The sequence below is a fragment of the Delftia sp. PX-1 genome (genome assembly GCF_055797465.1).
This window is the reverse complement of sequence record NZ_CP184763.1, coordinates 945,549-959,001: the sequence shown is the minus strand read 5'-3', so window position 1 is coordinate 959,001 and position 13,453 is coordinate 945,549. Positions and strand designations below refer to the sequence as shown.

14 protein-coding genes are annotated in these 13,453 nt (G+C 65.8%); 7 read left to right on the top strand and 7 right to left on the bottom strand.

What is annotated here, in order from left to right:
• Nucleotides 1-5 precede the first annotated feature (5 nt).
• Genes ACN20X_RS04425 through ACN20X_RS04415 form a run of 3 tightly spaced genes read left to right on the top strand, consistent with a single transcriptional unit; the run spans nucleotide 6 to nucleotide 2,878 of the window.
• Nucleotides 6-1,022: a Bug family tripartite tricarboxylate transporter substrate binding protein gene (locus ACN20X_RS04425; protein ID WP_016452073.1), complete on the top strand. Its 1,017-nt coding sequence runs from the start codon at nucleotides 6-8 to the stop codon at nucleotides 1,020-1,022.
• 16 nt (nucleotides 1,023-1,038) lie between these two features.
• Nucleotides 1,039-2,409, top strand: coding sequence for a lyase family protein (locus ACN20X_RS04420; RefSeq protein ID WP_473210320.1), 1,371 nt, complete (start codon nucleotides 1,039-1,041; stop codon nucleotides 2,407-2,409).
• Between the two features lie 16 nt (nucleotides 2,410-2,425).
• Nucleotides 2,426-2,878, top strand: a complete 453-nt coding sequence (locus tag ACN20X_RS04415) for a carboxymuconolactone decarboxylase family protein (RefSeq protein ID WP_016452075.1) — start codon at nucleotides 2,426-2,428, stop codon at nucleotides 2,876-2,878.
• Nucleotides 2,879-2,894: 16 nt separating this feature from the next.
• On the opposite strand, the gene ACN20X_RS04410 is transcribed toward ACN20X_RS04415, so the two are convergent.
• The 3 genes from ACN20X_RS04410 to ACN20X_RS04400 form a co-directional block, all read right to left on the bottom strand.
• Nucleotides 2,895-3,941: a pirin family protein gene (locus tag ACN20X_RS04410; protein WP_012202840.1), complete on the bottom strand. Its 1,047-nt coding sequence runs from the start codon at nucleotides 3,939-3,941 to the stop codon at nucleotides 2,895-2,897.
• Nucleotides 3,942-4,073: 132 nt separating this feature from the next.
• Nucleotides 4,074-4,796, bottom strand: coding sequence for a glutathione S-transferase C-terminal domain-containing protein (locus ACN20X_RS04405; protein ID WP_016449860.1), 723 nt, complete (start codon nucleotides 4,794-4,796; stop codon nucleotides 4,074-4,076).
• Nucleotides 4,797-5,032: 236 nt separating this feature from the next.
• On the bottom strand, nucleotides 5,033-5,482 hold the full coding sequence (locus ACN20X_RS04400) for a DUF1439 domain-containing protein (protein ID WP_473210319.1): 450 nt from the start codon (nucleotides 5,480-5,482) through the stop codon (nucleotides 5,033-5,035).
• 497 nt (nucleotides 5,483-5,979) lie between these two features.
• Between ACN20X_RS04400 and yjjJ the strand changes: the two genes are divergently transcribed.
• Both yjjJ and ACN20X_RS04390 read left to right on the top strand, forming a co-directional pair.
• Entirely contained in the window at nucleotides 5,980-7,332 is a 1,353-nt protein-coding gene (gene yjjJ / locus ACN20X_RS04395) for a type II toxin-antitoxin system HipA family toxin YjjJ (RefSeq protein ID WP_016452077.1), read from the top strand.
• A gap of 200 nt (nucleotides 7,333-7,532) precedes the next feature.
• A complete protein-coding gene (locus ACN20X_RS04390) occupies nucleotides 7,533-8,180 on the top strand; it encodes a DUF924 family protein (protein ID WP_016452078.1) in 648 nt (215 codons plus the stop codon).
• An 81-nt stretch (nucleotides 8,181-8,261) separates the two neighbouring features.
• Here the strand turns inward: ACN20X_RS04390 and ACN20X_RS04385 are convergent, their stop codons facing one another.
• The 3 genes from ACN20X_RS04385 to ACN20X_RS04375 form a co-directional block, all read right to left on the bottom strand.
• Nucleotides 8,262-9,410 (bottom strand): acyltransferase family protein, encoded by a 1,149-nt coding sequence (locus ACN20X_RS04385; RefSeq protein WP_016449864.1) that lies wholly within the window; start codon nucleotides 9,408-9,410, stop codon nucleotides 8,262-8,264.
• Nucleotides 9,411-9,904: 494 nt separating this feature from the next.
• Nucleotides 9,905-10,753: a tRNA-uridine aminocarboxypropyltransferase gene (locus ACN20X_RS04380; RefSeq protein ID WP_473210318.1), complete on the bottom strand. Its 849-nt coding sequence runs from the start codon at nucleotides 10,751-10,753 to the stop codon at nucleotides 9,905-9,907.
• Nucleotides 10,750-11,361: a class I SAM-dependent DNA methyltransferase gene (locus tag ACN20X_RS04375; protein WP_133074004.1), complete on the bottom strand. Its 612-nt coding sequence runs from the start codon at nucleotides 11,359-11,361 to the stop codon at nucleotides 10,750-10,752. The genes ACN20X_RS04380 and ACN20X_RS04375 overlap by 4 nt, the downstream gene beginning before the upstream one ends.
• A 368-nt stretch (nucleotides 11,362-11,729) precedes the next feature.
• On the opposite strand from ACN20X_RS04375, the gene ACN20X_RS04370 reads away from it, so the two are divergent.
• On the top strand, nucleotides 11,730-12,371 hold the full coding sequence (locus ACN20X_RS04370; protein ID WP_016452080.1) for a peptidoglycan recognition protein family protein: 642 nt from the start codon (nucleotides 11,730-11,732) through the stop codon (nucleotides 12,369-12,371).
• Between the two features lie 32 nt (nucleotides 12,372-12,403).
• Complete coding sequence (locus ACN20X_RS04365) at nucleotides 12,404-12,805, top strand: hypothetical protein (protein ID WP_016449868.1); 402 nt, start codon at nucleotides 12,404-12,406, stop codon at nucleotides 12,803-12,805.
• Nucleotides 12,806-12,944: 139 nt separating this feature from the next.
• Here ACN20X_RS04365 and ACN20X_RS04360 read toward each other — a convergent pair whose 3' ends face one another.
• The gene (locus tag ACN20X_RS04360) at nucleotides 12,945-13,331 is read right to left on the bottom strand and encodes a VOC family protein (RefSeq protein ID WP_012202828.1); all 387 of its coding nucleotides are present in this window, start codon (nucleotides 13,329-13,331) and stop codon (nucleotides 12,945-12,947) included.
• Between the last annotated feature and the right edge of the window lie 122 nt (nucleotides 13,332-13,453).

Here is a 13,453-nt window from a genome sequence, read left to right as displayed (position 1 = left end):
GACGCATGGATTCCCGGCCCACCTCTCAAACCGCTCAAGCCTCTCAGACCTCTTTGCCGCGCCGGATGTGGCTGTCCACCGCCGCCGCCGCGCTGGCCGCCTATGCGCTGCCGGCCTGGGCCCAAAAGCGCGGCAGCCGCCTGGTGGTGCCGTTTGCGCCGGGCGGCGGCAACGATGTGTTCGCGCGGCAGATGGCGCATGGCCTCAACGAGTCCTTCGGCTACGGGATGATCGTGGAGAACAAGGCCGGCGCGGGCGGCAATCTGGGCACGGAAGCCGTGGTGCGTGCGGCCGGCGACGGCGGCACCTGGCTGCTGGGCCATACGGGCACGGTGTCCATCAATCCCTCGCTGTATCCGGGCCTCAAGTTCAATGCGGCCACCGATCTGCAGCCGGTGGCCATGTTCGCCTCGTCGGCCCTGCTGCTGGTCGTGCCGGCTTCCTCGCCCGTGCGCAGCGTGGCCGATCTGGCCGAGCAGATGCGCAAGCGCAGCGGCGAGATGAACTACGCCTCCAGCGGCTCGGGCACGGGCGGCCACCTGACGGGCGAGATGTTCGCCCACGCGCTGGGCGCCAAGGCCATCCACGTGCCGTACAAGGGCACGGCCCCGTCGCTGACCGACCTGGTGGGCGGCAATGTGGACTTCAGCTTTGGCGTGATTCCCGCGGCCATGGCCCTGGTGAAGGCCGGCAAGCTGCGCGCCCTGGCCGTGACCGGAGCCAAACGCCAGCCCCAGCTGCCCGACGTGCCCACGGTGGCCGAGTCCGGCGTGCGTGCACTGGCCGACTTCGAGAGCTCGCTGACCTACGGCATCCTCGCGCCCAGGGGCACGCCTGCCGAGACGGTGCGCGCGCTGGGGCGCGACATCCTCAAGGTGGCGTCTGCCGAATCCTTCCAGTCGCGCCTGGGCATCGAGGGCGCCGTGCCGCTGCTGGGCGATGGTGCGCAGTACGCGGCCCGCATCCAGGTGGAGAGCGCCAAGTGGGCCGCCGTGATCAAGGCCTCGGGCGCCACGGCCTGAGACCGGCAAGGACAGCATGTCATTGGTGAAGGACTATCTGGGCCCGGCCGACAGCGGCCAATGGTTTGCAGACGCGCGCTGGCTGGACGCGCTGCTGCGCTTCGAGAGCGCGCTGGCCCAGGCCCAGGCCGACTGCGGCCTGGTGCCGCGCCCGGCCGCCGAGGCCATTGCGCGCGCCTGCGCGCAGGCGCCGCTCACGTGCGAAGGCGTGGTGGAGCAGGCACGCGCCAGCGGCGCGCTGGGCCTGGCCGTGGTGCGGCCGCTGCAGCAGTGGCTGCAGGCCCAAGCCCCGGAAGGCCTGCCCTGGCTGCACTGGGGCGCGACCACGCAGGACGCTGTGGACACGGCGCAGGCCCTGCTCACGCAGCAGGCCCTGCAGGCGCTGCTGGCCGAGCTGGACGCGCTGCAGTCCGCACTGCAGGCCCTGGCCCGCACGCACGCGGCCACGCCCATGCTGGCGCGCAGCCTGCTGCAGCCCGCGCAGATCACCAGCTTCGGATTCAAGTGCGCGCAGTCGGCTGCCGCCGTGGGGCGCAGCATCGAACAGTTTGAAAGGCTTGCCACCGCTGCGCTGTGCGTGCAATTGGGCGGCGCCGTGGGCAATGGCGCCGTGCTGGGAAGCTACCGTGCCGAGGTGGAGCAGGCACTGGCCCGGCGCCTGGGCCTGTCGGCCTGCGGCCGCAGCTGGCATACGCAGCGCGACGACTGGATGCGCCTGGCCATGGAAGCGGCTGTGTGCGGCGGCAGCCTGGCCAAGCTGGCCCGGGACTGGTCGCTGATGGCGCAGTACGAGGTGGGCGAGATCGCCGAGGCGCCGCGCGGCAGCACCTCCAGCGCCATGCCGCACAAGCGCAATCCCGTGCACCTGATGCAGGCGGTGGCACAGGCCCAGGCCATCCCCCAACTCGCGGCCCTGCTGCTGGGCTGCATGGCCCAGGCCCATGAACGCGCGCTGGGCGAGTGGCAGGCCGAGGTCGCGCACTGGCCCGACCTGTGGCGCCATGTGCATGGCGCCGCCGCCGCATTGCGCCAGGCCGCCCAGTCGCTGCAGGTGCATCCGCAGCGCATGCTGGGCCATGTGCGGGGCCTGCACGGACTGGTGTTTTCAGAGGCCTGCGTGCACGCCATGGCGCCCTGGACGGGCAAGCCCGAGGCCCTGGCCGCCGTGGAGCTGCTGGCCCCGCAGGCGCTGGAGCAGGGGCGCGAGCTGCGCCTGCTGCTGGCCGAATGGGCCGCGCCCCGGCTGGACGCAGCAGCTCTGCAAGCGCTGCAAGATGCGCTGGCCCGGGCCTGCGACCCGGCACGCGCCGTGCAGGCATCGCATGATGCATGCCTGGCGCTGCTGGCAGCGCCGCAGACCCACGCCAACGCCCATGCCCATGCTTGACACAGGAACCCCCGCCATGACCGAACCTTCCGCCGACGCCCTGCAGCGCGGCCTTGCCAACCGCCGCCGCGTGCTGGGCGATGAATGGGTGGACCAATCCGTGGCGCGCGCCAACGAACTGAATGTGGAGTTCCAGCGCATGATCACGGCCTATGCCTGGGACGGCATCTGGAGCCGCCCCGGCCTGGAGCGCCGCACGCGCCGCATCATGGTGCTGGCCATCACGGCCTCCATGGGCCGCTGGGAAGAGTTCGAGCTGCACATCCGCACCGGCCTGCTGGCCGACCCGGCCGATGCCGAGGCCGCGCCGCTGGACCTGGACACCATCCGCGAAGTGCTGCTGCAGACCGCCGTCTATGCCGGCGTGCCCGCAGGCAACACCGGCATGGCCATCACGCTGAAGATCCTCAAGGAGCTGGGGCGCACGCCCGCGCCGGCCAGCTTTCATCCACCCTCAGACACGGCCTGACGCGGCCTGACCGGACTCAGGCGGCCGGCGGCTGTTCCTCGGCCGCAGCGCCCGGGTAGCGCGCAAAGCGCCGGTTCTCTGCGCCATGCACCGGGTCCTGCTCGGCCCAGGGCCACCCGCCGAACTGGGTACGCCGGTAGTCCTGCATGGCCTGCATGATTTCCTGCTGCGTGTTCATCACGAAGGGGCCGTACTGCGCCACGCTCTCGCCAATGGGGCGGCCCTGCAGCACCAGACATTCCACGGCGTCGGCGCCGCTGTTGTGCAGCTCCCAGTCCTGCGTGGCATCCACATGCAGGGCCGCATGCTGTGCCAGCGCCGTGGGCCCGACCTGCAGTGCCTGGCCTGCAAAGAAATACAGCATGCGCTGCGTGTCCGCACCGGCCGCGCGCGGCAGCGTCCAGCGCGCGCCGGGCTCCAGGCGCAGCGTCCAGATGGCCACGTCGCCCTCGGGTTGCGAGGCCCAGGATTCGGGCGGCGGCGGCAGGGCGGCCGCCGTGCCGGGCAGGCTGCCTGCCACCACGGTGACCACGGTCCTTCGGCCTGCGGCATCCGCATGCTCCAGGCGGGGGATGCGTTCGTTCCAGAACATGGTGAAGTGCGGCTCCACCATCTTGGAGCGCGCAGGCAGGTTCAGCCAGATCTGGAACAGTTCCAGCGGATTGGGCGCGTCGCTGTTGAGCAGCGGGAACATCTCCGAATGCTGGATTCCCTTGCCGGCCGTGAGCCACTGCACGTCGCCGCCGCCAAAGCGCGCGGCCGCGCCCAGCGAATCGGAATGGTCGATCAGGCCCTTGCGCACCAGGGTCACGGTCTCGAAGCCACGGTGCGGATGGCCGGGAAAGCCCGGCACGCCATCGCCGTGGTACATGGAAAAGCCGTCCTTGCGGCTGAAGTCGCTGCCCATCTGGCGGCCTTCCAGGTCCACGGCCTGCACGCCCAGTCGGCCATCGCTGGGCGGATAGGCATCGTCATGGTGGGCACAGAACAGGAAGGGGTCCATGGTGGGCCACAGCGGGCCCAGCGGCTGGCTCTGGAGGACGGGGGTGGTGGCTGCGGTCATCGTGGCTCCTGTGAGGCTGCGCCCGCAAGAAAAAAGGGGGCGCTGCATTCTCGGACAGATGCGGCCCCCGCGCCCGTTTTGAAAGCCACCATGGCTGGGACAGTGCGGCCCAGGAATGCAACGCCCGCCGGCTCAGTTGCGCGGCGGCGTCACCAGGCCCTTTTGCACGGCCGGGCGCGCCACGAAGGCGGCCAGCACGCGCTGCAGCTCGGGAAAGCGCTCCCAGCCCAGCAGTTCGGCCGCGTTGTAGCCCTGCTCCACCACCATGTTGCGCACCCAGGGCCACAGGGCGATGTCGGCAATGGTGAACTGCTCGCCCATCACCCAGGCGCGGCCTGCGAGGCGGCGCTCCAGCACACCCAGCAGGCGCACGGACTCGTTCACGTAGCGGTCGCGCGGGCGCTTGTCCTCGAAGTCCTTGCCCGCGAATTTGTGGAAGAACCCCAGCTGGCCGAACATGGGGCCGACGCCACCCATCTGGAACATCAGCCACTGCAGCGTTTCATAGCGCGCGGCCGGGTCGGCGGGCAGCAGCGGGCTGCCGGACTTCTCGGCCAGGTAGACCAGGATGGCGCCCGACTCGAACAGCGCCAGCGGCTTTCCGCCCGGACCCTGCGGGTCCAGGATGGCCGGGATCTTGTTGTTGGGAAAGGTGTCCACGAACTCGGGCGAGAGCTGGTCATTGCTCTCGAAGCCCACGCGGTGCGCCTCATACGGCAGGCCCATCTCCTCCAGAGCGATCGACACCTTGACGCCGTTGGGCGTGGGCAGGGAATACAGCTGGATGCGGTCCGGCTGCATGGCCGGCCACTTGCGCGTGACGGAAAAGGCGGAAAGCGGATTCTGTGGAGTCATGGGGCACCTTGAAGGCTGGACGGGTTCGCCAAGAAATCGATGGCCGCTGCATCGTAGCGTTCGGCGCCCAGCCATGCTTGGCACGCCAAATAATGGCGGCCCGGCTTTGCCGCCGGGTCATGACAACCCACGCAGATTGCATGGCCAGTCTCCCCGCTCGCCGCCATGCACCGGCTACCGAGGCGCTCGGATGGAGGCGCACGGCTGAACCGTGCACCGCCCGCCCGGCACAGCTCTCAGCGCGGCGCGACGGGCTTCTGGACCAGGGCCACGCTCAGGCCGTCCGGCGTCACCGTGATGGCGCCGGGCTCCATGTTCAGAGAGTCCATCAGGGCCAGGTCCTTGTCCTGCAGCTGGTAGAGCACGAGCTGGCCCAGCGCCTGCTCGGCCAGGGCACTGGCGTAAGTGGTGATCATGTCGCTCATGGCGGGGGCCAGGTCGTTGATGACCAGGCTGTTGACCTTGATCTGGTGGGCGCGCAGCGTGCGGTCCGTGGGCTCGTAGCGCAGCGCGAAGTCCAGGTTCAGATGGCCGCCATAGGTTTGCTTGAGCACGGGTCCCGACAGATCGGCCTGCAACACCGCATTGAGCGCGTTGCGCTCGGGCAGCAATCCCAGCACCGGCGAATGCAGCTTGAGCTGCAGCATGCCGGCCACGGGGAATTGCCGTGGAAAGCGCTGGGCCACCACCTCCTGCAGCCTTTGCCGCGAAATCGAGACATTTCCAGGCCCGGACTTTCCCGAACATCCGGTCGCAGCCAGGCTGCAGCCCGCGGCCAGGACCATCAACAAAAAGCGGCGATTCATCACGACAGCACAAGCCCCAGAAAGCCCGACACGAAACCCTGAAGCGCCATGCATGCCATACGCATGGCGCTATGTTTTTTGAGATCGGCATTGTCCCGCCAGGGGCTATTCCCTGTCCCTGCAGTGGGTGTTGCCCGGCACCTGCGCGAAGTCGCTTCACAGCGAGTGCCTATCGGACATAGGCAGTACCGCCCTCCGTACGGAAACTTCACCCAATCCTTCTGGCCGGCCCTCCCGCCCGCCCAGCTTTACCGCGGCCTTGAGCACGGCCCTCCACCGGCGCATGAATCTATTCATATATTCATTCATTGATTTGCATAAATCATTGATTTTTAATAAATTACTCTCTATTTTTATTCATTCATCAATTGATTCCCATGGCCTTGGAAGACCTCTCCACCCAGATACTGGCGGCACTGCGCCGCCAGGGCGGTGCGCTGGCGGCGCGCGAGCTGCAGCAGATGCTGGGCGTGAGCCAGCCCACCGTGTCGCGCGCGCTGGCGCCGCTGATCCGGTCGGGCCAGGTGCGCAAGGTGGGTGCGGCGCGCACGCAGCGCTATGTGCTGCCGCGCCAGGTGGCGGGCGTAGGCGCCGAGGTGGCCATCATGCGCGTGGATACCGAAGGCCACGCATCGCCCTTCGGCCGCATGATCGCGCTGCACGGCGGCGGCTTCTGGGTGGACGAGGCCGATGGCCTCAGCGAGCAGCACGACGGCCTGCCCTGGTTCCTGGACGACATGCGGCCCCAGGGCTTCATCGGCCGCACGTTTGCGCACAGCCATCCCGAACTGCAGTTGGGCGGCGACCCGCGCCAATGGGGCGAGGACGACGTGCTGCGCGCCCTGGCCCGATTCGGCGAGGACCTGCCGGGCAACCTCATCGTGGGCGAAGCCGCGTTCGAGCGCTTCCACACCCTGCCCGCCCGCGCGCTGCGCGCCGAGTCGCCGGCCGAGTATCCGCGCCTGGCCATGCAGGCCATGCAGGGCACGCATCCGGGCTCGTCGGCGGGCGGCGAGCAGCCCAAGTTCTGCTGCACCACGGCCGGGCGCAGCGTCATCGTCAAGTTCTCCCCGGCAGGCGACGCGCCGGCCGAGCAGCGCATACGCGACCTGCTGGTCTGCGAGCATCTGGCGCTGCAGACCCTGGCCGAAGACGGCCTGCCCGCCGCGCGCACGCGGCTTTTCATTGATGGCGGCCGGGCCTTTCTCGAATCGGAGCGCTTCGATCGCAGCCAGCCCGAGCCGGGCTGCGCACCGCCGCCGGACCGCAACCCCGGACGCATAGGCATGGTCTCCCTGCAGGTGCTCAATGCCCAGTACGTGGGCGAGGTGGACAACTGGGCCGCCACGGCCAGCCGCCTGGCGGCGCGTGGCCTCATCACCGAGACCGATGCGCGCAGCCTGCGCCTGCTCGAGGCCTACGGCCAACTCATCGCCAACACCGACCGGCACTACGGCAACATCTCCTTCGTGCTGCCGCAGCCGCAGGGCGACTGGGCGCTGTCGCCCACCTACGACATGCTGCCCATGCTCTACATGCCCATCAATGGCGAGATCGTGGAGCGCGACTTCAGCGCCCAGCCCCCGCGACCCACGGCCGCCACGCTGGCCGAATGGCCGCGCGCCCAGGCACTGGCGCGGCGCTTCTGGCGGGCCGTGGCGCAGGATGCGCGCATCTCCGGGGAATTCCGCAGTATTGCCGAAAGCAATCTTGATGCCATTGCCGCTTGATTTTCAAGCACCTCCAATGAAATCAATGACACCACCTGTTGATAACCAATAGAAATTCTCTTGAAAAATCTGTGCATATTGGTTGGAAAAACCTCTGCACAAACTGTTATCCATCTGCGGAGAACCGGCCATCCACAGCCTCGGCCCGCCACCGCCTGCACAATCGAAGCTTTCCTCATCCGACCAGACACGGGCCCCCGATGACCAGCATTGCACCCTCCTCCGCCGCAGACCCCCGCATTGCCGACGTGCTCGGCTACTGGCTGGGCTCCACCCGCCCCGACAATGCAAGCGCCCTGGCCTGCAAGAACCTGTGGTTCATCAAGTCCGAGGCCACCGACAACCAGATCCGCGAGCGCTTCGGCGCCCTGGTCGAAGATGCGCTGGCCGGCCAACTGGACGGCTGGGCCGGCACGGCGCTGGGGCGGCTGGCGCTGATCGTGTTGCTGGACCAGTTCACGCGCAACCTGTTCCGGGGCACGGCGCGCAGCTTTGCAGGCGACCCGCAGGCGCTGCAGCTGGCGCTGGACGGCATCGCCCTGGGCCATGACCGGCATGCCGACCTGCCTGCCGTGGCGCGCATCTTCTGCTACCTGCCGCTGGAGCATGCCGAGGACCTGGCCCTGCAGGACCGCAGCGTGGCCGCCTTCCAGGCCCTGGCCGACCAGGCCGGTGACGCTGTCGGCGAGGGCGTGCGCGAGTTCCTGGCCGGCACGCTGGACTACGCCCACAGGCACCGCGACGTCATCGTGCGCTACGGCCGCTTTCCGCACCGCAATGCCATCCTGGGCCGCACCAGCACGCCCGAGGAACTGCAGTACCTGTCCCAGCCCGGCGCAGGGTTCTGAGAGCGCAGCGGATCTCCTTCACCCACAAAAAAAGGGAACGTGCCAACGTTCCCTTTTTTGCTTTCGGCGCGCTGCCGGCATTCAGGCCGGCTGCGCCTGCGGCTGGCGCTCGCCGCCCTTGCGCTCGCCATCACGCATGCGCAGCGCCCAGCGCTCGATGGTGTAGAAGGACAGCGCCGACAGCACCACCGAGATCGCCAGGCCCAGCACCACGACCACGGGCCACGAGAAGTCGGCGCGCAGATAGCGCACCACCGGGTAGTGCCAGAGATAGACGCCATAGGACAGGCGTCCCAGCTTCACCAGCATGGGCGACGACAGCATGTCGTAGACCAGGCCCGAGCCCTGGCTCACCGCCACCAGCAGCACAACGGCCGCGCACTCCACCACGGTGATGCCCCAGACCATGGCGTCCTGGTTGTCCCATTGCAGCGCCATCAACAGCGGCACGGCCAGCGGCACCCACATGGCGTGGTGCATGCGCGCCTTCAGCGCAGCGATGAAGTCCGGGCGCTCGATCATCAGCGCCGCCAGCAGCGCACCGGCGAACAGGCCCGAGGCGCGGGTGTCGAAGCGGAAGAAGATCTCATAGAAGTGCTGACCCTGGTCCACCCAGTACACGCGCCACAGCCAGCTCAGCGCCCACAGCAGGGCAATGGGGCGCCACAGGCGGCCCGGCTTGGAAAAGCGCAGCAGCAGCACCAGCAGCGGCGGCCAGATCAGGTAGAAGTGCTCCTCCACCGACAGCGACCACATGTGCAGCAGCGTGTCCGGGCTGTCGAAGAAGGCGATGCCGTAGTCGGCCAGATAGAGGATGGAGACCAGCGCATCGGAGTAGATGTCGTTCAGGTCCGGCCACAGCATGGGCGCGAAGATGCAGTACGCGGCCAGAAACAGGGCCAGCGCCGGCATCAGGCGGAAGAAGCGGCGGCGGTAAAAGCGCCAGAAGCCGATGCGGCCCTCGGAATCGTTCTCCATCAGCAGCAGCGAAGTGATCAGATAGCCGCTGAGCACGAAAAACAGGTCGACCCCGAAGAACGCGCCATCAAACAGAGGCGCATGGGAGTGCGACAAGATCACCAACAGGATCGCCACGCCCCGCAGCCCGTCAAGGGCGGGGTTGTAGCGCAGTTTGAAATCCTTGACCACCAAAACCGGACACCTTTCCAACGCCGGAGCAATGGGCCCCGAGCCATGAACAAACCCCAAGAAAATGGAGCACGCGGCCATGGCGCAGCCGGCCCCGAAGGGTGCAACGCATGGTCCAGCGCGATAAGAGAGACGGCACGTCCCAAGGTTCCCGGCGGATGCGGTGAACAGCAATCCGCGTGCCGCGGTGCGGCGCGCCCTGAGGATGCGGGCCACCTCGACGGGCAGCCCTGCGTGCACGAACAAGCCCCGCTTGAGCGGGGCCAGGCCGATGAATTTCAGCGAAATCCAATTCTAGCCATCACCGCCCGGGGACGAGGTTCGATGGACATTCAGCCCGGGATCCTATGCCCCCGCCCTGCCGTCCACTCGCCTTTCTTCGCACGCCGCGAGTATGGGAGGCACCCTGCAGCCAGAACGTAACAGGAGGTTTGTGCTGGCGCCGCTGCACCCTGGCCCGTTCCACCCCGTGAAGCCGCCGGCGCACACCGGGCAGGGGCGATGGATGTGCCGTCAACAATTTGGAACAAAACGACGCCAATCCCAATGAACACAAGCATTCACCGCTATCGTTTTTATTCTTCAGGCGTACAGCGGGATGAGACGGCGTCCTGCAGACCCCGGTGCGCGGCACTGTCTGCCTGAACCGGCTGCTGGCTCTTGGCGCGCAGATAGTGCTCGGTGAACAGCGCCAGGTAGCTCTCCAGCGCGCGGCCCGCGCGCCGGTCGCCCGCATCGCCCGTCAGCTCCAGGCACAGGGCGGCCACCTCGCTGGTGCAGAAGTGGTCTTCGCGCTGGGAGCGGCGCAGGCGGTACTGCGAGACCTGATCCGGGTGCAGGCTCAGCACCGGAAAGCGGTCCAGGTAAGGGCTCTTTCGGAAAATCTTGCGCGCCTCGGGCCAGGTCGCATCCAGCAGGATGAACAGCGGGCGCCGCTCCTGGCCCGGCACGACCGCGGCCTGGGGCACCGGCAGCGTGTGCACCACGCGCTGCGGCGGCTGTACGAACTCACCGGGAAACACCACATAGGGCTGCCACTGCGGGTCAGCGAGCAAGGCCAGCAGGCCCGCATCGGCCTCGGTGCGCGCCCAGCCGAAGGCGTGCGTCTGCTCCACCACATCGGCGATCAGCCAGCCCGTGTTGCTGGGCTTGAGCGGCTCGGCATCGTGCATCAGCAGGCAAAAACCCGCCCGCGTCGGCAGCATGGGACGCAGCGCGCAGATGCAGTGCGAAGGCCGCAGCCGGCAACCCTCGCAGCGCTCGCCGCGCGGCCCGCCGCGCGACAGGAACGGCCGCGTGCTGCGCGCCAGCCGCTGCGTGCGCAGGCGCGACACCGCATGCGGCGCCACGCCCGAATCCACGCCACGCAAATAGGACAGGGGCACCGGAGACGCCGGAGCCTGGTCAGGCAGCTCCATGCTCATCCCACGCTTTCCAGCTCGAACAGCGGCAGCTCGGCGCGGCGGCTCAGCCACACGCCGCCGCCCAGTTCCTTGAAATGCTCGACCAGCCCGCGCCGGTACAGATCGGCCCGGTGGCGGAACAGGCGCGGATCGGTCAGATCCTCATCGATCACGCCGCGTTCGTAATCCTCGCGCGCCACTGCCTCCACATACAGACCGCCTCGGCTCAACCGCCCCAGATTGGCCAGCGCGCGCTTGAGATCCGGCGGGCTCAGATAGGGCAGCACGCCCTGGCAGATCACCAGATCGAAGGGCTCTGCAGGATCATGCGCCGCATAGTCCACCACCGAGCCGCGCTCCCAGCCGAAGCGCCCGCACAGGTACTCGCTGAACTCCACGCCGTGGTAGCTGGCACCGGGGAAGTGGCGCTGCACCGCCTCGCGCCACAGACCGATGCCGCAGCCCACATCCAGCACGCGGCGCACCGGCACCCGCACATAGTTCAGATAGGAACACACGAAAGCGCCCAGCCGGTTCACATGCTCGGTGTCGACCACGCTGGTCTTCTTGTCGAAGTAGTAGCGCTGGTAGTACGCCTCGTCGAACCACTGGTCACTTGCTGATTGCACGCATTCTCCTTGGGGGTAAGCGCCCGGTGGGCGCGTTCGGGCGGGAGTATGGCGCAGAGGGCAGTGGGTATGGGAACGCGTGTTTTTTGCCCCTGCCGGGTGATGCTTTTTTCCGAGGCCGGGCCTGTCCGGTTGTCGACCAATTTCTTGATCGCCCGCATAAGCCAAGACAGTTGCTACTCCGCAAGACAGACTGATTTGCATATCAGATCACAACAACAGCCGCCCAAACATCTAAAAAACTGCGAGATATGACAAAAAGATCAGGATTGCATAATTTTACAAATTCAACCCAACCACTCAATACCCATCATGGCTAACATATCAACGGCAATTACGATATCCAGCAAAATACCAAATTAACACCCATGGGCCATCGGCAGGCCTACATCATTGGTACTAAAATGCTAATAATTGATAGAAATGGAATAGCAATCCACTCCCTTATAAAGCGAGCCATCGCACCCACCATTGAACGTGGTGAAATGAAGGAAATTCATGGCATCATTGTTCATCAAACTGGAGGATCGACAGCACAGTCTTCAATTGATAGTTACAAAAACCCATCAGCAAATGGAGCACATTTCCTGATAGAGAAAGATGGAACAATATATCAAACCGCTTCCCTTTACAAACAAACATGGCACATTGGCAAAATAAAAGCGCGTTGTTTACTGGAAAAGCGATGCACGCCAGTTGAATTAAAATCGTTACAACGCTTCAATCCAACCCAAGAGAACAAGCGCGAGATGCTGAAAAAGGTTCCAGCACGATTTCCGGCCAACCAAGACAGCATTGGCATTGAATTGGTAGGTGAAGCACTTCCTCGTGGCGGGAACATACCAGACGAAAAGAAAACTTATCAGGCCGTTACAAGTGAGCAGAACAATGCACTACAGTGGCTTATCGCGGAATTAACGCTGACACTAAGAATATCTATGAGCGAAGTTTTCAGGCACCCAGAAGTCTCTAGAAAAAATCCTACGGAAGCGATTTCAGCAAAATGGTGAGATCACTATTAACCTTACCCCTGCTAGTTGTTATGGCTAGCACCGCCTCCGCCGCCAATCAATGCACAAAAGGCTCAGAGTTCGAGCCGCCACTGTGCCCACTGATACTTCCCAAGATCAGCCAGATCACCATCCAGGAAAACGCGGCCAAATCGCCCGTCGAAAAAGACCCAGCGGTGAGTTGCGCCAACTTTGTCCTGACCATCTCCCAGGTGCGCCGTTATTTTCAACAGGCAAAAACCACCAACGAAAACGACGCACACTACACGCTAGACTGGTCGCCCTGCTATGCAAGCGGCGAAATCGCATTCAGCGATGGCAGCCGTGGAAGTTGGAGCATCAACCAGTTCCGGGGCGGTGCGCTGTTCCTGGAGGGCAGGGACAAGACGGTATTGCACTGCCCAAAATGCAAGTTCAAGCCATTTCAATGGTGATTGTTCTGGCGCGGCACCACGTTGGCCAATCGCAATAAAAACAGCCGAGTGCAGCTATGGCACATCGGCTATTTGCATTTTGGCGTTTCGACGTCAGGGCTCCAGCCCCGAAAAAACACCGTCCGGCACGGTCAGAAACTTAGGCCTTCGGCGGCCGATGCAACAGGCACAGCTTGTTGCCATCCAGATCCCGCACATAGGCCAAGTACAGCCGGCCACCGGGCGAAGCCTCGCGCCAGCCGGGCGGATCCTCGCAGGTCACGCCCCCGGCTGCCACGGCGGCGGCATGGGCCGCGTCGGCCTGCTCGGGCGACTGCGTCGCAAAGCCGATGGTCGCGCCATTGCCGTGGCAGGCGGCCTCGCCGTTGATCGGTGTGGAAATGGCAAACGTGCCGCCCGCGCTGCGGTAGAAATAGCGGTTCTTGTTGGCCATGCCCGGCGCAATGCCGAGCGCGCCCAGGAATGCGTCGTAGAACTGCTTGGATTTTTCGAGGTCGTTGACCCCGACCATGACGTGGCTGAACATGCCTGTGTCTCCTTGGTTGATGCGAACCGGGATGTTAGCTGCGGCAAGCCGTCCTGCTGTCACCCATGCGCGCCAGCGACCATACTGTCGCCCCCGCCAGAGCCGGCGGACATTGGACCCCG